At 35.3% G+C, this 21179-nt stretch carries 17 protein-coding genes; all 17 read left to right on the forward strand.

The genetic code is table 11. The features are described 5' to 3' along the window. The first annotated feature begins 262 nt into the window (after positions 1 to 262). The 17 genes from ACRD64_RS24095 to ACRD64_RS24175 all read left to right on the forward strand — a co-directional run bounded on the left by ACRD64_RS24095 (position 263) and on the right by ACRD64_RS24175 (position 20973). Entirely contained in the window at positions 263 to 1390 is a 1128-nt protein-coding gene (locus ACRD64_RS24095) for a hypothetical protein (protein WP_430936979.1), read from the forward strand. Between the two features lie 112 nt (positions 1391 to 1502). Further along, positions 1503 to 2729: a glycosyltransferase family 4 protein gene (locus ACRD64_RS24100; protein WP_430936981.1), complete on the forward strand. Its 1227-nt coding sequence runs from the start codon at positions 1503 to 1505 to the stop codon at positions 2727 to 2729. Further along, a complete protein-coding gene (locus ACRD64_RS24105; RefSeq protein ID WP_430936983.1) occupies positions 2717 to 3355 on the forward strand; it encodes an acyltransferase in 639 nt (212 codons plus the stop codon). Before ACRD64_RS24100 ends, ACRD64_RS24105 begins: the two co-directional genes overlap by 13 nt. A gap of 47 nt (positions 3356 to 3402) precedes the next feature. Next, the gene (locus tag ACRD64_RS24110; protein ID WP_430936985.1) at positions 3403 to 4245 is read left to right on the forward strand and encodes a glycosyltransferase family 2 protein; all 843 of its coding nucleotides are present in this window, start codon (positions 3403 to 3405) and stop codon (positions 4243 to 4245) included. 49 nt (positions 4246 to 4294) lie between these two features. Continuing rightward, positions 4295 to 4555, forward strand: a complete 261-nt coding sequence (locus ACRD64_RS24115; RefSeq protein ID WP_430936987.1) for a hypothetical protein — start codon at positions 4295 to 4297, stop codon at positions 4553 to 4555. Positions 4556 to 4580: 25 nt separating this feature from the next. After that, positions 4581 to 5744, forward strand: a complete 1164-nt coding sequence (locus ACRD64_RS24120) for a glycosyltransferase (protein ID WP_430936989.1) — start codon at positions 4581 to 4583, stop codon at positions 5742 to 5744. Then, on the forward strand, positions 5737 to 6873 hold the full coding sequence (locus ACRD64_RS24125) for a glycosyltransferase family 4 protein (protein WP_430936991.1): 1137 nt from the start codon (positions 5737 to 5739) through the stop codon (positions 6871 to 6873). The genes ACRD64_RS24120 and ACRD64_RS24125 overlap by 8 nt, the downstream gene beginning before the upstream one ends. A gap of 108 nt (positions 6874 to 6981) precedes the next feature. After that, a complete protein-coding gene (locus tag ACRD64_RS24130; RefSeq protein ID WP_430936993.1) occupies positions 6982 to 8145 on the forward strand; it encodes a glycosyltransferase family 4 protein in 1164 nt (387 codons plus the stop codon). A 126-nt stretch (positions 8146 to 8271) separates the two neighbouring features. After that, positions 8272 to 9894, forward strand: a complete 1623-nt coding sequence (locus ACRD64_RS24135; protein WP_430936995.1) for a glucosamine inositolphosphorylceramide transferase family protein — start codon at positions 8272 to 8274, stop codon at positions 9892 to 9894. A gap of 88 nt (positions 9895 to 9982) precedes the next feature. After that, complete coding sequence (locus ACRD64_RS24140) at positions 9983 to 11239, forward strand: glycosyltransferase family 4 protein (protein WP_430936997.1); 1257 nt, start codon at positions 9983 to 9985, stop codon at positions 11237 to 11239. A 665-nt stretch (positions 11240 to 11904) separates the two neighbouring features. Then, positions 11905 to 12834 (forward strand): WecB/TagA/CpsF family glycosyltransferase, encoded by a 930-nt coding sequence (locus tag ACRD64_RS24145; protein ID WP_430936999.1) that lies wholly within the window; start codon positions 11905 to 11907, stop codon positions 12832 to 12834. Positions 12835 to 12911: 77 nt separating this feature from the next. Beyond that, positions 12912 to 14072: a GDP-mannose 4,6-dehydratase gene (gmd, locus tag ACRD64_RS24150; RefSeq protein ID WP_430937001.1), complete on the forward strand. Its 1161-nt coding sequence runs from the start codon at positions 12912 to 12914 to the stop codon at positions 14070 to 14072. A 70-nt stretch (positions 14073 to 14142) separates the two neighbouring features. Then, positions 14143 to 14526: a GxxExxY protein gene (locus ACRD64_RS24155; protein ID WP_430937003.1), complete on the forward strand. Its 384-nt coding sequence runs from the start codon at positions 14143 to 14145 to the stop codon at positions 14524 to 14526. A gap of 57 nt (positions 14527 to 14583) precedes the next feature. Beyond that, positions 14584 to 15762, forward strand: a complete 1179-nt coding sequence (locus ACRD64_RS24160; protein ID WP_430937005.1) for a GDP-L-fucose synthase family protein — start codon at positions 14584 to 14586, stop codon at positions 15760 to 15762. A gap of 46 nt (positions 15763 to 15808) precedes the next feature. Beyond that, complete coding sequence (locus ACRD64_RS24165; RefSeq protein WP_430937007.1) at positions 15809 to 17212, forward strand: sugar transferase; 1404 nt, start codon at positions 15809 to 15811, stop codon at positions 17210 to 17212. Positions 17213 to 17660: 448 nt separating this feature from the next. Further along, entirely contained in the window at positions 17661 to 18449 is a 789-nt protein-coding gene (locus tag ACRD64_RS24170) for a polysaccharide biosynthesis/export family protein (protein WP_430937009.1), read from the forward strand. A 76-nt stretch (positions 18450 to 18525) separates the two neighbouring features. Then, positions 18526 to 20973 carry a GumC family protein gene (locus ACRD64_RS24175; protein ID WP_430937011.1) on the forward strand — a complete coding sequence of 816 codons (2448 nt, stop codon included), beginning with the start codon at positions 18526 to 18528 and terminating at the stop codon, positions 20971 to 20973. The last annotated feature ends 206 nt before the right edge of the window (positions 20974 to 21179 follow it).

Consider the following 21179-nt stretch of genomic DNA (forward strand, 5'->3'; position numbering starts at 1 on the left):
TAAATTCATGGCTGATTAAGAAAAAAGTGAACGGGTATGGCCGTTTTCACTGGGTGGGTATAGACCGTTTTTTCTAATCAAATCGAAAATAAAATATATGCGTAGGTCATTACAGGAAAAATTTTTACCATATACATTTTTAATAATTGCCATTGGTTCAATACAAAATTTCACAACTCTTCCAATCGCAAATACTTCTATTTGGTGGTTTTTTCAATTTTTGATTTTATATACATTTATCCAGTCGCGAAAGACTGACGTTATGAATAGTAAAGACACCTTGACATTGGTTTATATGTTCCTTGCCTGGAATATTTTTAGTGTTATCCGAGGTTTTTTTATTGCAGAGACATACTGGGATTGGAAAGGATTAGTTGATAATTTTCTGAAATTGATGGTTCCACTTATGACGATCGTGTTTGTAGATAGCAAAAAAGTGCAGTCACTATTAAGTGTTTTTATGAATGTTGGATTAATTGTATTTATAATTTTATCTCCTTTTATTCATTACGATGCGTTCGGTTTTTTTTTAGCCCCTATTAGTTTAATACTGATTTTTTTGCCTTATATTCCCAATAAATGGAGAGTGCTGATTCTCTTTTTAACCTTTCTTGTATTTGTTATTGATGTTGGAGCCAGAAGCAATATAATAAAGTTTGGTATACCCTTACTTCTTATGTTTATTTATTTTTCACGTTCTATAATTCCGAAATGGATACTGTTATTGTTAAGGTTTAAGTTAATGATACTTCCCGTCATCTTATTCGCTCTAGGCGTTCTAGGAATATTTAATATTTTTAAAATGGACGAATATCTAGGAGAACAAAAACAAGTAAAAACAAATTTTGAAGGTGAGGTGGTGGAAGAACCATTAACTGCGGATACCAGAACATTTATTTATGAGGAAGTATTGTATACGGCTCAAAAACATAATTCATGGTTAATAGGAAGGAGTCCGGCTCGTGGGTACGAGTCTGAAGCATTTGGCGCTTGGGCCGAGGCAAATACTGGGAGACCGGAACGATTGGCAGCAGAAGTTGGCGTAATAAATGTTTTTTTATGGAATGGCGTCATCGGGGTGATCTTATATTTTCTAATTTTTTGGAGGGCGAGCTATTTGGCAATTCATTGTTCCAATAATATCTTTAGTAAGATGATTGGTCTTTTTGTTGCATTTCGTTGGTTTTATTCATGGATTGAGGAAATCAATTTGTTCACTTTAAATTATGTTGTTTTATGGATGATGATTGGAATATGCTTCTCCAGATCCTTTAGAAAGATGGATGATTTGGAAGTGAAGTTTTGGGTTCAAGGTATATTTAACAAGAAATATAGAATTGTAGATACGTTTCTTAATTTTAATAGCTATAGCTTAAATCGTAGAGATTAGATTGAAGCAAAAATAAAGATATTCATAAGTTGTTTAATAATGCTGTGTTTAAGGTATTATTCATAATCTTGGTTTCTGTTTTTGTATTGTTCATAATTAAAGATAATTGTAAATGAAGGTACTTTGGATAACAAATACAATTTTCCCTAAGGTATGCGAAAAGCTTAAAATCCCGAAGCCTGTTGTTGGTGGATGGATGTATGCCGGTGCTACTTCAATACTTGAAAATGAAAATTCAATTGAACTTGGTGTTGCAACATTGTATCCGGGAAAAAAACTTTTGATTTATCACATTGAAGGTATTTCATATTTTTTATTGCCCAAGAATAAAGATTTAGAATGCAATTGGGAAAAAATAAATTCCAACTTCTTTCCTGATGTTGTTCATATTCATGGTACAGAATATGCTATTGGTTTGCCTTTTGTTAATGCTTGCGGCGCAAAAGGGGTTGTGGTTTCAATTCAAGGGTTGGTAAGTACTTATGGAGAATACTATTTAGGTGGTATAGCGAAGAGAGATTTATTAAAAAATATAACATTAAGGGATATTTTTAAAAGGGACACCATTTTTAATCAAAAAATAAGGATGAAGAAACGTGGTTTTCGAGAAAAGGAACTGTTATCTTCAGTGAACCATGTTATTGGAAGAACTAGTTGGGATTATGCGCACACGTTGGCAATTAACCCAAAGGTCAAATATCACTTTTGTAACGAAACCCTGAGGGAATCTTTTTATAAAAAAAAATGGCTGTTGGATTCTTGTGAGAAATATACTATTTTTTTAAGTCAGGCACATTATCCTTTAAAAGGTATACAACAGATGATAAAGGCTTTGCCCTTAATATTATATAAATTTCCGCAAACAAGGGTTTATGTTGCTGGCAACGACTTCTTAAATAAAGGCTTTAAAATAAGCGGGTATGGAAAGTATATTCGCAAATTGCTTGTTAAGCATAATGTTTTAAGTAAGTTTTCATTTACTGGTTTGCTAGATGAGGATGAGATGACGAGTAGGTTTTTGAAATCACATGTGTTTGTTTGTCCATCCTCAATAGAAAATAGTCCAAACTCGGTCGGGGAAGCACAACTTTTAGGTGTACCGTGCGTTTCTTCTTATGTTGGAGGTGTTGCCGACATGATATCCAGTGGCACGAATGGATTAACATACCGTTACGAGGAGTTTGAAATGTTGGCACAAAAAGTCTGTGAAATATTTTCGAATGATGCGTTTGCCGTAAAATTATCTGAAAATGGTCGTGAAACAGCATTTCAGCGTCACGACAGAAGTATTAACGCACAGAATTTGGTTTCTATATATAAAGAATTATGCAAAAAATAGCAACTATAATCTTTAAGGTTGTACGGCGACTTTATACTTATATTCGAATATGGTTAAATACGTTGTATGTAAATTTTATTTTCTACTGTAACAACATTCAATTTAACAAGGTTGTTTCAAATGGAATCCCTTTTATTAATGTTACTTTAAATGCTACTTGTAAAATAGGTTCAAATTTTAGAATGAATAATGGAATGAAAGGCAACCCAATTGGGAGACCTCAACCATGCATAATATTTGTTGCAAGAAAAGGAGAAATTATTATTGGAAACAATGTTTCTATTAGCTCAACAGCTTTAATAGCTCAACAGCAAATAATATTGGAGGATAACGTAAAATGTGGGGGGGGAGTTTGTATTTATGATACGGATTTTCATTCGTTAGATTCCCATGAACGCAATGATGCTGCTGCCGATGTTAATTTTAAAAAAACCAGTCCCGTAATTATAAAAAGGAACGCTTTTATAGGCGCTCATGTAACTATATTGAAAGGTGTGTGTATTGGTGAAAATTCGATTGTTGGAGCAGGGGCAGTTGTTACTAAAAACATACCTGCAAATGAGATATGGGCAGGGAATCCGGCTCGGTTCATAAAAAGTACGAAAAAGTACGAAGTTAATAACTAAGGCGTAGGAGCTTAAGTTTTTTTATTAAAGAGGATTAATTATTATTTATGATGCAAAAGGTAGCAATTTTGCTTACTTGTCACAATCGAAAAGATCTAACGCTCAAGTGTCTAAGCGCCTTTTATCGTGCCAAGTGTCCGGATTGTATGACTTTAGAGGTGTTTTTAGTCGATGATGGGTCAACAGATGGCACGTCGGATGCTATAAATAAAAACTTTCCGGACGTGAATATAGTGCCAGGTACGGGTAACTTATTTTGGAATAAAGGTATGCGTTTAGCATGGGAGAGCGCGGTAAAAATGAAAGCATTTGATTTTTATGTGTGGCTCAATGACGACACAATAATTGATCCGGACGGATTGGAGCGGTTATTTAATTGTTATAATCATATTAAAGCTAATCTGGGAGAAGGTATTGTTACGGCAGCATGCAGGAAGGAAGAAAGAAGTGCCGAGTTTTCTTATGGAGGCAGAACTGAAAATGGTTCCGTTATTCCTAATGGAGAAATACAGGAGTGTAAGTATATTAACGGAAATTTTGTGCTTATTCCAAAAGAAGTATACAATAAAGTTGGCATGAATTCTTTAGACTACACACATGGTATGGGTGATTTTGATTACGGATTAAGCGCCCAAAAAGTGGGCTTTAAATGTTGCACTACTCCTCATTATATTGCTACATGTCCTCCAAATGAAGGAACTCCTGCGTGGAGTAATCCTAATACACCTATAATTAAACGTTTTAAACTACTATATTCTCCCAGAGGATTGAATTTTAAAGAATATCTGGTTTTTAGAAAAAAATTTTGGGGGTGGAAGTGGGTTGTCTATGCAGCCAAGGCATATTGTAAAGTAATGTCTCCAAGGTTATATTCAAGGTTGGTAAAATAATAATGTCTTATATTTACTAGACCGAAGTTTAAATTTAATTGCTTTTTTAATGAATACTATTCAATTAATTAGATCGGATCTTCAAAGGTTAAACTCTAAGACTTCCGTTGGTTTTATGCTTAAGCGTTTGGTCACAAACGCATCGTTTAAGGTTACTTTTTGGTTTAGAATTGGAACTTATTTAAAAACAAGTCAGAATATTTTAAAATTTTTATACCCTATCGCTTTTGTCATGTTAATACGTGTTCAGTATAAAACAGGAATTGTAGGAGGCATTCCTGCCAAGGTATTAAACATGGAAGGAGTTTAAAACACAAACTTTTATTTATAATCGTATGATTGATGTAGCATTCGTTTACAAGTACTTGCCGGCATATCGTTCAGGGGTGTTTAAAGAACTTTTAAAAGACGATAAGGATTTCGATATTACTTTTTATAGCGGCAATAAAGAACAAGAAGGAATAAAATTAGCCGATTGGGGTAGGCTGAGTCAATTGGGTAAGCTTAAATTAGCCCCAACCATTTTTTATAAGCCTTCACTATTATTATGGCAGAAAGGTATTGTTTGGAGAATCATTTCGTCGAAGCATCAAGTATTCATACTAGATGGAGCAATTTCACACGTTCCTGTCTGGTTTTTTTTGATTCTGTGTAAATTCTTTAGAAAAAAAGCGTTGTTATGGTCGCATGGGTTCAAGGGAATTGATCACGGATTGAAACTAAGAATTAGATTGTTGTTTTTTAAGTATTTGGCAAGTGGGAATATCTTGTATGGGCATACGCAGAGAAATGTAATGATTGACCTGGGGTTTAGACCGGAAACGCTCACGGTAATTTATAATTCGCTGCGGCCTGATTTACAACAAAATGAGTTGAAAAAAATTAATGGGGAGGATATCTATCAATCTAAATCAAAATATTTTGTCAATCCAGACTCGTTTACGTTGATTTTTATAGGTCGACTGGTAAAAAGGAAAAAGGTAAACGAAGTAATTCAATTATGTGTTGATTTAAAAAGAAAAGGGTTGGATGTGAACTGTATTATTATTGGTACCGGAGAAGAACAGGAGTCTTTGAAAACGGAGGTGTTAAACAATAATCTCATGGATCAAATACATTTTGCGGGTGCAGTATATAAAGAAGAAGATATAGCCCATTATTTTGCCATGTCGGATTTAATGGTATCTCCCGGTAATGTAGGTTTAAACTGTATTCATTCATTGGGATACGGGGTTCCGGTGATGACACATGATAATTTTGCTTTTCAAAACCCCGAAGTAGAGGCTATTGAAGATGGAAAAACAGGTGTTCTTTTTAAATATGGTGACTATAACGATATGTTAAGTAGGTTTTTGGGCTATATAAAGTCTGGTTATAACAAAGAAACAACAAAGAACTTTTGTTTCGAAAAGATTCAAACACTTTATAATCCGATTAATCAGGCACGACAAATAAAAATAGCAGTAGAAAACAGTCTGAAAATTGAAGGTCGTGATTAAAATATTTCATCTAATTACTTCTGTTCAATTAGGAGGAGCTGAGGTGGTTGCATATAATATCATTGAGGAATGCACAAGACTATATCCGGAGAAATATGATTTTACGATCGTAGAACTGTTTTCCTCGAGAAATATTTTTGCTGCAAACAAAAAGAAAGAGTTGAAAGAAAAAAATATAAAAATTATTTCTCTGTCAAAACTTAGCAAAAGAAAAAGCCTCATATTTTCCCCTTTTAAGCTATATGCCTTAGTGAAAAAAGAAAAGCCTAAAGTTATCCATGCCCATACCGATTTACCGGATTTTGTTTTATCTGTGGCTTTAAGGATCTTAGGTAAGCATAAGTCGAAAAGTTTAAATGTGGTTAGGTCTATTCATAATACGGAATTGTGGCCCACATATAAAGGAATTGGTAAATTAGTTGAGAAAGTTTATACCAATGATTATGTTATTGGTGTTTCGGATGCTGCGCTGCTGGCCTATAAAAAAAGCAGAGGTGAGTTAGGGTTAGGTGAAAGTCCGCACCAAAATACAATATATAACGGATGTGCGGTACCAAAGAATAGTGCGCTTGGATTAAATTTAAGTAGTGATAAAATTAATATTGCGATTTGCGGTCGTTTGGAGCAACAAAAAGGAATTGATTTTTTAATTTCTTTTTTCAAAAAAAATAATATTAATCTTAAAAACACTTTCTGTTTCTATTTTATTGGAGATGGAACGTATAAAAGTCAAGTTGAACAACTGGCCAATTTGGAAAGTAATATTAAATTATATCCTCCAATTATAGGAATAGCAAATAAAATACATGCTTTTGATTATGTTTTAATGCCGTCTAGATTCGAAGGCCTGGTTTTAATGTCAATAGAAGCTTCTTTGGCAAAAATTCCGGTAATCGCATCTAAAGTGGATGGCTTGAAAGACACATTACCTAATGATTGGCCTCTGTTTTTTACCTCTGAGGACGAAAATAGTCTGCTTGAGTTACTGTATGATATTAAAGGTAAAAGAATCGAAAGAGAGGAGCTAAAGGAGAAGGCTTTTTCTTTTGCGTCCGCGAAATTCTCGGTAACACAGATGGCCTTGGCATATGCAGATGTATATGACAGTTTTCATAGTAGAATTCTTTAGTCTTAAATGGTCTATTTTCAATTTGCGATAAATATGTTGTTCTTACATTAATAAATGATTGATATTCCTGGTGCGTTTCTTATTATAAATGAAAGAAAATTTGAGTATATGAAAATCTTAATCATCCATAACCATTATAGCAAGCACAGCGGTGAAGAATCAGTAGTTTATGCTCAGGTTGATTTGTTAAAAAAGCAAGGGCACGAAGTAATTACTTATTATCGAAAAAGTTCTGAGATAGAGAACATGCGTTTAGGTAAAATCATTTCTTTCTTTACTGCTTTTTATAATCCCAGAAGCATTAAAGCTATTAAAGGTCAAATGCGTTTGGAGAAGCCTGATATTGTGCATGTTCACAACCTGTTCCCTTTGATATCACCGGCTGTGTTGCCCGTAATAAAAAAAACGGGTGTGCCTGTAGTAATGACCGTTCATAATTATAGGTTGTCCTGTCCCAACGGCTTGTTTTTCAGTCAAGGGAGTATTTGTGAGGCATGTACTGCTGATGGGAAAGAGTTCAACTGTATAAAACGGAATTGTGAAGGTTCATATTACAAAAGTATAGGGTATGCATTGAGAAACTGGTGGGCAAGAAAAAAAAAATATTACTTAAATAATATTGATGCTTTCGCCTGTTTAACCCAGTTTCAAAAGCAAAAACTGATAAATGCTGGATTTGATCCTGAAAAGATTCAGGTAATTCCAAATATGTACAATGGTTTGATAAACCGTGTAAGGTCAGAAGGTGAGAAAAGGAAATACGTGGCATTTGCAGGAAGAATTAGCCCGGAAAAGGGTATAGGTTTGTTGTTTGATACAGCTAATAAACTACCTCACATTCAATTTAAATTGGCGGGTGCTGTGCGTGAAGGGTATAATTTGCCTGATAAACCGGAAAATGTTGAATTGGTTGGAATGCTTGATAAAGAGGAGTTAAAGCTCTTTTACAATCATGCTTATTTATATTTGCTAAGTAGCATTTGGTATGAAGGATTCCCAATGGTCTTTCCCGAAGCCATGAATTATTCCCTACCCATAATCGCGCCTAATATGGCTGGCTTTCCTGAAATTGTTGAAGATAATTTCAATGGTTTGTTATTCGATCCGGGAAACGTTAAGGATTTGGCTAATAAGATCGAATATTTATATGATAATCCAAACATTGCGAGAGGGTTTGGTAAAAATGGTTATAAAAAACTGCAAGACTTGTATACTCCGGACATTTATTATAAGTCTTTAATAGCGTTATATCAGTCTTTAATTAAAAAATAGTATCGATGGTTTTTGAAAATTTTAACCTTCAAAATTACATATAAGCTTAATGACCTGTTCAGGATAGGGAAGGTGAGTTAAGGTTTACAGTGAGATCCATTTGACAATTGAATGAAAAACAAACAAATGAACATAATTAAGGTAGGCGCATTCATTGATGATTTAGACCGTTTAAAGAATTGGGAATTACGAATTTTTAATGAGTTATTAAACAGTAGAGATATTGATTTTAGTCTTCTAATTGTTGATGGCCGAAAAAATAACAAGCGCAATTTCAATTATTCTGGCCGCAAATTAAAGTTTTCTCAAATCATTGTGATAGGATTGTCGATGATTCAATATTGGATTGAAGCATTTTTTTTTAAGCACGATTCTTTTTCAAATCGAAAAGAAACAATAGAAAAATTGAAATCTGTTGATCGTGTTGATCTATTTCCTAAGAGGAATGGTCAGTTAGACTATTTTGATAAAAAGGATTGTTCTTTAATTAGGGATTATCAGTTGGATATTGTGTTACAACACGGTTTTAACAGGCTTGAAGGTGAGGTGTTTAACGTTTCGAAATTTGGGATATGGTGTTTTCATCATAAGGATAGGTATAATAATTGCGTAGCAGGTGTACGAGAAGCAATAAGCGATATCCCATTTTTGAATATTACCTTGTTAAAAATGAATTCGGGGATAAATAATGATACCATAATTGATCAGTGTGCCTATAATAAACACTGGTCTATGTGGAAAAATAAGTCCTATATATATAGGAATTCATCAGATGTACTTCTAAAAAACATAAGGTTATTAAAGAGGGCTCCGGATTTAAGGAAGGAATTGCAACGAACGATAGATAATCGTTTGCTCATAAAGGATTTTTTGGGGTATATGATTAAATTTTGTTTTACTTATTTTAAAGGGAGATTGGGTAAAATAAAATCAAAATTTTCGAAGAGTAAGGGAGCACGTTGGACATTAATGCTGGGGCAAGGGAATTTTTTAGACACAGAATTAAAAAAACTTAAGCCAATACAGCTTCCGGCAGGTGAGTTTTGGGCGGATCCATTTTTATTTTATCACCAAGGTGAGAAGTATGTTTTTTTTGAAAATTTCCCTTATAAGGACGGATTGGGAAAAATATCTTGTGGTAAATTGTCCGGGGGTAAGGTTGTTGATGTGGTAGATGTTCTAACAAAGGATTATCATCTTTCATATCCGTTTATTTTTCATGAGGGCAATGAGATTTTTATGATCCCGGAAACGAATGAAGCGAATCGTCTTGAAATATATAGATGTATCAAGTTCCCTGATCAATGGGAATTGTATTCAACAGCCTTTGAAGGAGAAGCAATTGTTGACACCATCTATTATAAAGATACAGATTCTCAAAGCTGGCTGTTTGTAAATAAAGGCGATGAATTTTTTTGTAATTTATATATCTATAAAATATCCTCCTTGAAATTAGAAGAGATATCCAGTCATTCCTTGAACCCTGTAATTACAGATTCGAGAACAGGAAGAAATGGAGGTGCTATCTTCAGACATGAAAATAAATTTATTAGGCCAAGCCAGTTAAATATTAGAGGTGTGTACGGGTATGGATTAAATCTAAATGTGATCAATAAGTTAAATTTGGAAAACTATGAGGAAAAGCATTTGTCAGGTATTGAAGCTGGGTTTTCGGAAGGAGTAAGAGCTACTCATCACTTACATCAAATACAGGATCAATTTGTTATTGATGTTTTATGCGATTGTTAAATACTGTTAGTGTCCAAGCTTTTTAATATGTTTAATAATTGATTCCGTAAGAATATGAAGGTCAATATTTTTTTTAAAACTTGTAATATTGGCAAATGATAGAATAGCTAAGTTTATGAAAGTATTATGGATTACAAATACGCTTTTTCCTGCAATCAGCAAAGAAATTGGCAGTGTTGAGTATTTTGCGCAAGGATGGGTATACGCCGGGGCCAAGGCAATATTAGATTTAAACGATGAAATGGAACTTGCTGTAGCAACGTATTACACAGGTAAAGTTTTTATTGAAAAGAAAATTAATAACATTACTTATTTTTTATTACCAAAGCAAAAGAACCAAGAAAATGATTGGAAGTATATAAAAGACAGCTTTAAACCTGTAGTAGTACATGTGCAAGGAACAGAATATGAGTACGGTTTATCGTATGTTAAAGCTTGTGGCAGCCACGCAGTTGTTGTTTCTATACAAGGTCTGGTAAGTGTAATTGAAAAATATTATTTTGGTGGAATAAAGCTGAGTCACTTATTAAAAAGTACGACATTAAGGGATATAATACGTTGGGACTTTGCTTTTAACCAAAAGAAAAATATGAAAAGGCGTGGGACCAGGGAGATTCGATTACTCAGAAATGTTGGTCACGTAATTGGAAGGACAAGTTGGGATAGGGCTCATTGTTGGGCAATAAATCCGGAAGCCAAATATCATTTTTGCAATGAAACGCTAAGGGAATCATTTTACAATAAAAAATGGGCGTTAAAAAATTGCCAACCTCATACCATTTTTTTAAGTCAAGCACATTATCCGATTAAGGGTATTCAGCAAGTGATTAAAGCATTACCTCTAATTCAAAAAGAATATCCAGATACAAAGGTTTACGTTGCCGGACATGATTTTTTTAATATAGGATGGCGTAAAAATGGATTTGGAAACTATATTAACAAATTACTGAAACAAAGTAATAAAGATAGTAAAATTGAATTTCTGGGTATACTTACGGAAGAAGAGATGGTAGATAAATATTTAAATGCTCACGTTTTTGTATGTCCTTCAATAATAGAAAATAGTCCAAATTCACTTGGGGAAGCTCAATTGCTTGGCGTGCCAAGTGTTTCATCACATGTGGGTGGAGTGTTGGATATGGTCAAAGATGGAGAAACCGGGTTAGTGTATCGTTATGAGGAATATGAAATGTTAGCCAAGGCGGTCTGTAATATATTTTCAGATAATAATCTTGCTGAAAGACTTTCAATAAACAGTCGAAATATTGCTTCTGAGCGACATGATAGATTAATGAATGCGAAAGAATTGATCTCAATATATAAAAGTGTGTGCAATTATTTATGAGATTCGTTTTGATGCCTATACAAAGTGATAAAATTCTAAAAAATAATTTTTAGATGCATCTGAACAGGTACTTAAGTACACAAAAGCAAATGATTTAGGTAAATTTTATAACCCGGAAATTTATGCGCAAAATTTGATCCGGCTGTACAATGAGTGTATTCATTGAGGATTGTTAATCGCGTGTTAAATTCATGTTATTGAAAGGTTGGTTGTGTTTTTTTAGGGGGTTGTTTGTCTGATTTAATTTAGTATTTAAGGTTTGTTAGCAATTGTCGGGGGGTGCGGTCAGTGAAAAGCTAAATAGGATAAAATGGTCTGCTATTTTTTCACGTTAATCAAACAAAGCTTCAATATCGTCAACAATGACATTTGTTAACCTTTTTACGTGAAAACTATTTCATAATTTTAGATCATAATTCAGATAGGGGTATTTTAATTAAATATAGGGTTATCTTAATTATATCATAATTAAATATAGGGGTTTATCTGAAAGTTTAGGATCTTGTTACCAAAAAAGGTATTTGCTTTAGGCTGTTGATTACAACAGAAAATGAGGAGAAAGATATTTTAATGAAAATAGTCTTTCCATAGGAATGTCGATTTCCCTTTATTATAAATATTACGGGGACGTAATCGGCAAAAAGAAATCTCTAAAAATTTAGGCTATGCATTTAACTGATACAGAAGTTTTGGGCTATCATGTTTACGGGGGGGAGTTAGGTGAACTTACTTCCTTGGGAAAAATGATTATCAACACCTTAAACGGACATTCCTATAGTGTTGCAAAAAGAGATAGCGTATTTCGGCGGGCTTTGCATGATTCGGATATTCTTTTGCCTGATGGAGAGGCGGTAGTTTTAGGGGCTAAAATGTTGCATGGTAGCTCTATTAGAAAGATAGCTGGTTACGATATCTGTATTCACTTGCTAAAAGAGCTAAATAGTAAGGGTGGATCATGTTTCTTTTTAGGGGCTCAGCTAAAGACCTTGCAATTAATTAAGAACCGGTTGAAAAAGGAATACCCAAATGTAAATGTTGGAGTATATTCCCCTCCTTATGTGTCAGAGTTTTCAACGGGTGATACAAAATTGATGTGCAATGTGGTAAATATGTTTGAACCGGATGTTTTGTTTGTTGGAATGACAGCTCCTAAGCAAGAGAAATGGGTACATATTAATAAAGATAAGTTAAATGCCAAAGTGATTTGTTCAATAGGAGCTGTGTTCGATTTCTATGCAGGAACTAAAGAAAGACCGGCAGATTGGATGATCAATTATAAGTTAGAGTGGTTTGGTCGATTTTTGAAAGAACCAAAAAGAATGTTCCATCGTTATTTTATAAGTTCCCCAGTGATTTTTGTTGATATGATGTTGCAAAAAATGAATTTGAGGGATTTCTCATCTGAAGAAATGGTGATACAAAAGGTAGTTCAATCAAATAAAAATGAGATGGGAACTGCAGCAGATTTAAATTTCAATGCGCATTATGAAATGTTGGCGCAGAAAATGGATTCGAAAAAGCCCAAAAGGAAATCGAAAATAGATAATAGGGATGAAAAAACTGAGGAAACTCAAGTAGATAAAAACTTGAGCTAAGAGATTCATGGTTGTTTGCCTTCATCGTCAGGCTACTGGCCAAATAGTAAAATAAAAAAAATTAATCAAGAAATAAAATGTCTCAAAAAGTTGCTTTAATCACTGGGGTTACCGGACAGGATGGTGCCTACCTGGCAGAGTATTTATTAAAAATGGACTATGTTGTTCATGGTGTAAAACGTAGATCGTCGATGTTTAATACCGATCGTATCGATCATTTATATCAGGATCCTCACGTAGAGAACCGTAATTTTATTTTGCACTATGGCGATATGACCGATAGTATGAACCTGACCCGTATTATTCAGGAGGTTCAACCAGATGAAATTTACAACCTGGCTGCGATGAGTCACGTAAAAGTAAGTTTCGATACACCGGAATATACTGCTAATGCGGACGGTATAGGAACGCTGCGCATACTCGAAGCCGTTAGGTTACTGGGCTTAACGCAGAAAACGCGTATTTACCAGGCTTCCACATCGGAGTTATACGGTTTGGTGCAAGAAGTTCCACAAAAGGAAACCACGCCGTTTTACCCCCGTTCTCCCTATGCTGTGGCTAAGATGTATGCCTATTGGATTACCGTTAATTATCGTGAAGCTTACGATATGCATGCTTCTAACGGTATCTTGTTTAACCACGAGTCACCTATTCGTGGGGAGACTTTTGTAACACGTAAGGTAACACGTGCCATGAGCCGTATTGCTTTAGGAATGCAGGATAGAGTATATATGGGTAACTTAAGTTCAAAACGCGACTGGGGTCATGCCAAGGATTATGTGAGGGCGATGCACGCTATTCTTCAGCAAGATAAACCATCGGATTACGTAATTGCTACCGGTATTACAACTACCATACGCGATTTTATTTTACTGGCAGGAAAAGAGGCTGGATTATATATTGAATTCAGGGGCAAAGATGCAGAAGAAACAGGGCACCTGATAGGAGTGGATGAAGCTTTGTTTATTGAGAGGGTAGGTGAAAAATACCTTGCTCATATTAAAGCTTGTGTTAGCGAAGAAAAGGTTTTTGTTAGTGTTGATCCACAATATTTCCGCCCAACAGAAGTAGAATTGTTGATTGGAGACCCAACCAAATCGAATACTACATTAGATTGGAAACCTGAATATGATTTAGCGGGTTTGGTAGAGGATATGATGCGGTCAGACATTAAGTTGTTCAAGAAAGATGCCTACCTAAAAGAAGGAGGTTATCAAACATTGAATTACTTCGAATAGTCGTCCACAGATGTTCACTGATAAATCTACAGATTTACTCAAGTATTTTTGTAGACAATAATTGAAACAAATGAAACCTGATAAGGGATATTTACATTCTGAATTAACCAAACAAATTATAGGTGCGTGCTATGAAGTGCAGAATCAGCTAGGGCATGGTTTTTTAAAGGCAGTATATCAGGAAGCTTTAAAGTACGAGCTGTCAGATAGAAATATTCCTTTTGAGAAAGAGAAGAAGTTGGATGTGTTTTTTAAAGAAAGGAAGCTGAGCAAGTATTATATCGCCGATTTTATTTGTTACGATCACATCATTCTTGAGATTAAAGCTGTAGAATCACTTACTGATGATCATATAGCGCAAGTTTTAAATTATTTGAAAGCAACAGGTATAAAATTAGGGTTACTGATTAACTTTGGAACAGCTAGAGTACAGATAAAGAGAGTGATTCTTTAATCTGTATACAACGTTGATATCATCTGTGTAAATCAGTGGATAATTCAATTCATCAAAATGGACAAGAATTCGAAAATATATATCGCAGGCCACCGGGGACTTGTGGGGTCTGCCATAAAAAAGAACCTTGAAGCCAAAGGCTATACCCATATCGTGTATCGCACTTCAAAGGAATTAAACCTGACAGATCAGTTAGCTGTAGAACAGTTCTTTCAGGAAGAAAAACCGGAATATGTTATCCTGGCCGCTGCTAAAGTAGGTGGCATTGTTGCCAACAACACTTACCGTGGCCAGTTTATTTACGAGAACTTACAGATTCAGAACAATGTGATACACCAGTCGTATTTACATGGGGTTAAAAAGCTGTTGTTTTTGGGTTCTACCTGTATCTATCCTAAGATGGCAACTCAACCCATGCGTGAGGATTGTTTGTTGACCGATACTTTGGAGTACACCAACGAGCCTTATGCCATGGCTAAAATAGCAGGTTTAAAAATGTGCGAGTCCTATAATCTACAGTATGGTACCAACTTTATTTCGGTGATGCCCACCAACCTGTATGGTCCCAACGATAACTTCAACCTGGAGACTTCCCATGTGTTGCCGGCTATGGTGCGAAAAATTCATTTGGCAAAGTGTTTGGAAGACCATAACTGGGAGGCTATTCGCAAAGATTGTAATAGTCGGCCAATAGAAGGAATCGATGGTTCTGCCAGCGAAGAAGAGATTAAAGGGATATTGGAGAAATACGGAATTAGCATCAATAGCGATGATTCGCAAAACGCGGTATCATTAGCGCTGTGGGGCACCGGAAAGCCGATGCGCGAATTCCTGTGGTCCGAAGATATGGCAGATGCGTGTGTGTTCTTATTGGAAAATAGAAATTTTAATGATGTTATGAACTCGCTAAATTCGTCTGAAATATGCGACAATTTGAATAAAATTCGTACTAATTCGCATCCTGAAGTCCGTAACAGGCATATCAATATTGGAACCGGTAAAGACATTACCATAAAGGACTTGTCCCTAATAATTCAGGAAGAAATTGGATTCAAGGGAACGATTACCTTTGATACGGAAAAGCCGGATGGCACCATGCGAAAACTCACTGACCCTTCAAAGATACATGAACTTGGCTGGAAGCACAAGATTGATCTGAGGGAAGGGATAAAGTTAATGTATCAACATTATGTGCATAGTATAAAGCGTATGCAGCATTCTGTCGTCTCTTCGTGACAATTCGAAGTATTTTGATATAATTCCTTACTTAAACCAAATAACCATGATACGTCAAAGAGAATATTTTATCGAGAAGATGAGTGTACTGTTTCAGGTACTGCTCACACTATGTTGTTTTTACCTGGCCTGGTGGGGAACAAATACATTTATAGAGCCCTTAGTAACAGGCTACAATGAGTACCGGATATTATTTATTTTGATCGGACCGTTATGGTTCCTGCTACTGGATCACTTTGGAATGGGAAAAATGTCCCGTATTAAAATGTATTCAAGTATCTTTTTTGAATATTTTTCAGTGGTAGGGTTAGGAACTGCCTTGTTGTTTATCTTCATTGGTTTATTAAATTTCCATCACGTTTCCAGATGGACAATGATGCTGTTTGTCCTATTAAATTTCATTACTCTTTTCGCCTATAAAATATCCGGGTTTAAAACCATGAAGGCCTTTAGAGGTCGAGGCTATAATTATAGATATGTTTTGATTATAGCGGATAGTAATTCCGATTATTTTATTGATCGAATCATTGAAACAAAGGCTTGGGGATATAAGATATATGGTATTGTATGTGATGCTCCCGAAATAATGCAGAAATATGGCTCTCAATATAATGTTGTATCTGAAGTCAAAAGTTTGGCCGAGATTATAGATAAAGGAATTGTGGATGAAGTAATGTACTGCAAAAGTGATTTCAATCAAGATAAAATAAGAGATTTGATGAGTTTGTGTGCAGAAGTAGGTATTACTTTCAGGATGCAGTCCGAATTGTTGAATTTGGTTAGTGGTCGTTCACACCTGTCCTATTTTAATCAACTCCCGTTTTTAACTTTTATGAATACACCGGATAACTATTTGGCGTTGAGAATGAAGTCTTTGATGGATTATTTGGGGGCCGGATTAATATTGTTGATTATATCACCTGTACTTTTGCTTATTGCGTTGACGATCAAATTGGGCGATGGAGGTCCTGTTTTCTTCGCCCAAACCAGGGTAGGTCAAAACGGACGTCTGTTTCAATGCTTAAAGTTTAGAACAATGGTGACCAATGCTGAGGATCTAAAGCACACCTTGACTGAACAAAATGAACAGGAAGGCCCTGTTTTTAAAATGAAAAACGATCCCCGGGTAACACGGGTCGGACGGTTTCTGCGTAAGACCTCATTGGATGAATTGCCTCAGTTTATCAACGTACTAAAAGGTGAGATGAGTATTGTAGGGCCGCGTCCGCCGGTGCCGGCCGAAGTAGAAGAGTATGTGCGATGGCAGCGCCGTAGGTTAAGCATGAAGCCCGGTATAACTTGTATCTGGCAGGTTTCAGGCCGAAACAATATCCCTTTTGAGCAATGGATGAAAATGGACATGCAATACATTGATACCTGGTCGTTAAAATTAGATATAATGCTTTTCCTAAAAACATTTAAAGTGATGTTAATCAAGGATGGACAATGATTATTAGTGGAAGGTACTGTCAGCGGAGCTAAAGCAATAGTTATAGCTGATTTGTTATGATAATTGGCTATGCATTTCCAACAAACTGTCTTAAGAGTTAAACGGAATTAGTTTTGTGAGATATATCTTTGTAATAATATGTAGGTGAATAATATAAGCATAGATGCCGCGCATCACTCCTCACATAACTTGATTAAAAATTAACATTCATTATAAGGTGGATGTATGCTAAACCGGGAAGATTGATATCTATCCGGTTTTGTATTAATATATGTTAGGTTCAGCTATCCCGATATTCAATGTCTGAGAAATCCAGTCATTAATCAAAGTTTTAAAACGGTCAATCAAGAGTAATATTTAATTATTATTATATAGATAAATAAATATTACCTTGCGGTGTTGAGATTTTGGATGGATGTTTTCATTAAATGATAAATATTTTTACCGTATGAATAAGTATTTTTTCCTGGCCTTAATTGTATTAATGGCGTGTTTGTACACCTCCTGTACAACCAAAAAAAAATTAACCTACCTGACCGATCTCGATAACATGGAGATTAAGGAAGGGATTCCTACCCTTGCGACCGAATATAAAATAAAAGAAAATGACAACTTGTACATCGATATTCAAACGATGAATCCCGAAGTAAATACCTTATTTAATCCTTCCAGAGGTACTGGGTTGGGAAGTGGTACCCAACAAAATTATGGAGAACTATCAAGTCAATATCTAAACGGATTTCAGGTGGATACAAATGGTGATGTATATATGCCAATTTTAGGCAAAGTATCTGTTATCGGAAAGACGTTAAAAGAAGTTCAGGAACATATCCAGATACAAGCGGATAATTATATTAAGGAAGCGTCTATCAAGGTTAAATTGCTGAATTTTAAAATTACAGTAATGGGGGAGGTGCAAAATCCGGGAGTATATTATAATTACAACAGTTTTATTACCGTATTGGATGCCATAAGTCTGGCGAATGGCGAAACAGAATACAGCCGTATTAAAGAGGTTTTGGTTGTTCGCCAATTAGATAATGGAATTAAAAGTTATAGGCTCGATCTAACAAAAAGTGAGGGGTTTATGTCGAGTGAAGCTTTTTTTCTTCAACCCAATGATGTGGTATACATAGAGCCGGACAGAAACAAAAGTTTAAATATCAATTTGCCATTTTTTACGCTGGTGATGTCGTCGATTTCAACCTTGATATTATTACTAAACTATATTAATTAACAATAAATGTTAGGTAAAAAAGAGGTGGTAAGTTGTTATTAATTAAACGAAATGCATTAATTAGGTAAGATCAGATATGAGTGATGTAAAAGAAATAATGGAGTATCTTCAACAGGAAGAAACCTTTAATGTAAAGGAGTTTTTGTTTAAGTTACTGGCCAAATGGCGACTGTTTTTGATATTTGGAATCATTAGCGCGGGAATCGGGTTGTATATTGGCAAATCTACACCTCCTACTTATGAGGTGAGCGGTTTAGTATTGGTAAATGAAGAATCGAGTAGTGGAGGCATGAATTCTTTGTTTGAGGATTTAAGCATTGGAGGAAATACGAATATCGAAAACCATCTCCTAACATTTAAATCTTATACCTTACACCATCAAACGTTGCAACGTTTAAATTTGAATGTTTCTTGGTATAGAAAAGATATGTTTAGGGATGTAAGTCTGTATAAGGATGCCCCTTTTATTATTGACCAAATACCGGGAGAGATAAACCTAAGTGGGGTTGTATTGAACGTGGAGCCTATATCCGAGCAATTGTGTAAAATCACGGTGGACCAAAAGGTGAATATAGCTGGTGTGGATACAGAATTGGAGTTTGAAGAAATTGTGGAGTACGGTGTTCCCCTAATCAAAAAATATTTTCATTTTACGATTACAAAAAAGGATGGTGCCGTAATTCCGATAAAAAACTCAACTGATTTTTCTTTAAAAAGTTGGATATCGCCTAAATCGGTAGGAACATATAACTTTTTATTTAATAATCTAGAAGTATTGGTCAAGTATTACCAAAGCCATACATCCGTGCAATTGGCCAATAGCGATGCTGAGGGAATACAATTGAGTGTCAAGGACGGTAATCCGGCAAGAGCGGTTGATTTTTTAAACGAGTTAATCGAAGTATATTTAGACTATGGACTGAGCCAAAAGAATCGGACATCTGAAAATACGGTTCGTTTTATTGATGCTCAATTGTCGCAATTAGTTGATTCTTTAAATCATGCGGGTAAAAATTTTACCGATTTTAGATCAAGACATGGAATTGTTAACCTAAGTCAGGAGGCTGATTTAGTGGTAGAGCGACTGGAAGGGTTAGAGTCGCAAAGGGCAGCGGTTCAGCAACGTGTAGATTATTACCGTAGTTTAGAAAGTTATATCGGAAGCGCCGAGAAAGCAGATTTAATAGTAGCTCCTTCTGTAATGGGAATTACCGATGTTTCTTTAAACTCCCAATTGGTGCGTTTAACCGAACTTTACAACAGAAAATCCAATTGGTCGTTTGTGGCCAAGGAAAACAATCCGGGGATTTTAATGATAGATCAGGAGATCAATTCGACTTTGCGGTCGTTAAAAGAAAACCTTAAGAACCTGTTCGACAATGCTGAAAATGAACTAAAAGCATTGGAAACAAGAATCTCCAGGATTAATATGGAATTGGCCGGTTTACCCAAAACAGAGCAGCAATTAATCAATATTAAACGGAGTTTTGACTTGAATAATGAGCTCTATACTTTTTTGCTGGAGAAAAGGGCAGAAGCAGCCATAACGACAGCATCCAATGTGCCGGATGCCTACGTGCTTGACCCGGCACGACTAGAGTCTGCAGTGCAGGTAGGACCTAAAACAAAAAGAAACTTAGCCATAGGCTTGCTGGTTGGGTTGGCTATACCGTTTATATTTATTGTTCTGGGTGACTTTTTTAATGAGTCGATCCAGTCAAAAGATGAACTGGAAAAAGGTTGCAAAGTACCGCTCGCAGGAGAAATTGCCCATAATAAATATAAAACGGAGTTACCGGTACTGGAAAATCCCCGATCGGGAATAGCAGAGAATTTCAGAGGTGTTCAGGTAGGCTTAAGGCATATATTCCGCAATAAAGACCCAAAAGTATTTGCCATTCACTCCATGTTCCCCGGTGAGGGAAAAACATTTACTGCCGTTAACCTGGCAGGAACGTTGGCTACTGATAATAAAAAAGTATTGTTGGTAGGATGTGACCTGAGAAAACCTAAATTGCACAGTGTTTTTCATCATGATAACAAGAAAGGCGTATCCAACTATTTAACCAACAATGATAGTTTTGAGGATGTTATACTCCCTACGGAATACCCAAATTTATACTATGTAAGTTCAGGTCCTGTGCCTCCAAATCCATCTGCATTAATCGGAAATGGTGTTTTTGAAGCATTTGTGGAAAAGGCTAAAAAGCATTTTGATTTTATTGTGTTGGATAATGCGCCGGTTACCTTGGTTTCTGATGGATTATTAGCTGGTCAGTATGCAGATGTAAACTTATTTATCCTTCGTCAGGGCCATAGCAATAAAAAACAGATGAAGTATATTAATGGTATTGGAAAAGATGAACGATTAAAGAACGTTGGTGTGATCTTAAATGATACTGTATATAGTGGGTATGGTTATTCTTCGTATGGAAATTATGGCTATGGTTATGGTTATTATGAAGGTGATGAGGAAAAAGGAAAACTAAAAAGTCTCTTGTTTAAACGATTTTCCCGATCGTAATATCAAATTCTTTGAATGCATTAATAACCTCTGTTCTTTAAGTTGGGCAGAGGTTTTATTATTAAAATAGGTACCTTTACGATGCAAAACAATACGGTTTTGACGATGAAACTAGCATTTCAATAATACTCTATCTAGTCTCTGCACGTAAACCCGATATGTATTCACGCTCAACTGGTTAGTGTTGAAAACTAGTTAGAATCTTT

The sequence above is a fragment of the Saccharicrinis sp. 156 genome, from assembly GCF_050589685.1.
Classification (GTDB): domain Bacteria; phylum Bacteroidota; class Bacteroidia; order Bacteroidales; family Marinilabiliaceae; genus Saccharicrinis.

Excerpts from the sequence above, each read along its gene's own strand:
- ACRD64_RS24105 (WP_430936983.1), top strand. The coding sequence starts at position 2,717 with ATGCAAAAAATAGCAACTATAATCTTTAAGGTTGTACGGCGACTTTAT.
- ACRD64_RS24170 (WP_430937009.1), top strand. The coding sequence starts at position 17,661 with ATGAATAAGTATTTTTTCCTGGCCTTAATTGTATTAATGGCGTGTTTG.
- gmd (WP_430937001.1), top strand. The coding sequence starts at position 12,912 with ATGTCTCAAAAAGTTGCTTTAATCACTGGGGTTACCGGACAGGATGGT.
- ACRD64_RS24175 (WP_430937011.1), top strand. The coding sequence starts at position 18,526 with ATGAGTGATGTAAAAGAAATAATGGAGTATCTTCAACAGGAAGAAACC.
- ACRD64_RS24115 (WP_430936987.1), top strand. The coding sequence starts at position 4,295 with ATGAATACTATTCAATTAATTAGATCGGATCTTCAAAGGTTAAACTCT.
- ACRD64_RS24145 (WP_430936999.1), top strand. The coding sequence starts at position 11,905 with ATGCATTTAACTGATACAGAAGTTTTGGGCTATCATGTTTACGGGGGG.
- ACRD64_RS24120 (WP_430936989.1), top strand. The coding sequence starts at position 4,581 with ATGATTGATGTAGCATTCGTTTACAAGTACTTGCCGGCATATCGTTCA.
- ACRD64_RS24135 (WP_430936995.1), top strand. The coding sequence starts at position 8,272 with ATGAACATAATTAAGGTAGGCGCATTCATTGATGATTTAGACCGTTTA.
- ACRD64_RS24110 (WP_430936985.1), top strand. The coding sequence starts at position 3,403 with ATGATGCAAAAGGTAGCAATTTTGCTTACTTGTCACAATCGAAAAGAT.
- ACRD64_RS24130 (WP_430936993.1), top strand. The coding sequence starts at position 6,982 with ATGAAAATCTTAATCATCCATAACCATTATAGCAAGCACAGCGGTGAA.
- ACRD64_RS24160 (WP_430937005.1), top strand. The coding sequence starts at position 14,584 with ATGGACAAGAATTCGAAAATATATATCGCAGGCCACCGGGGACTTGTG.
- ACRD64_RS24155 (WP_430937003.1), top strand. The coding sequence starts at position 14,143 with ATGAAACCTGATAAGGGATATTTACATTCTGAATTAACCAAACAAATT.
- ACRD64_RS24165 (WP_430937007.1), top strand. The coding sequence starts at position 15,809 with ATGATACGTCAAAGAGAATATTTTATCGAGAAGATGAGTGTACTGTTT.
- ACRD64_RS24100 (WP_430936981.1), top strand. The coding sequence starts at position 1,503 with ATGAAGGTACTTTGGATAACAAATACAATTTTCCCTAAGGTATGCGAA.
- ACRD64_RS24095 (WP_430936979.1), top strand. The coding sequence starts at position 263 with ATGAATAGTAAAGACACCTTGACATTGGTTTATATGTTCCTTGCCTGG.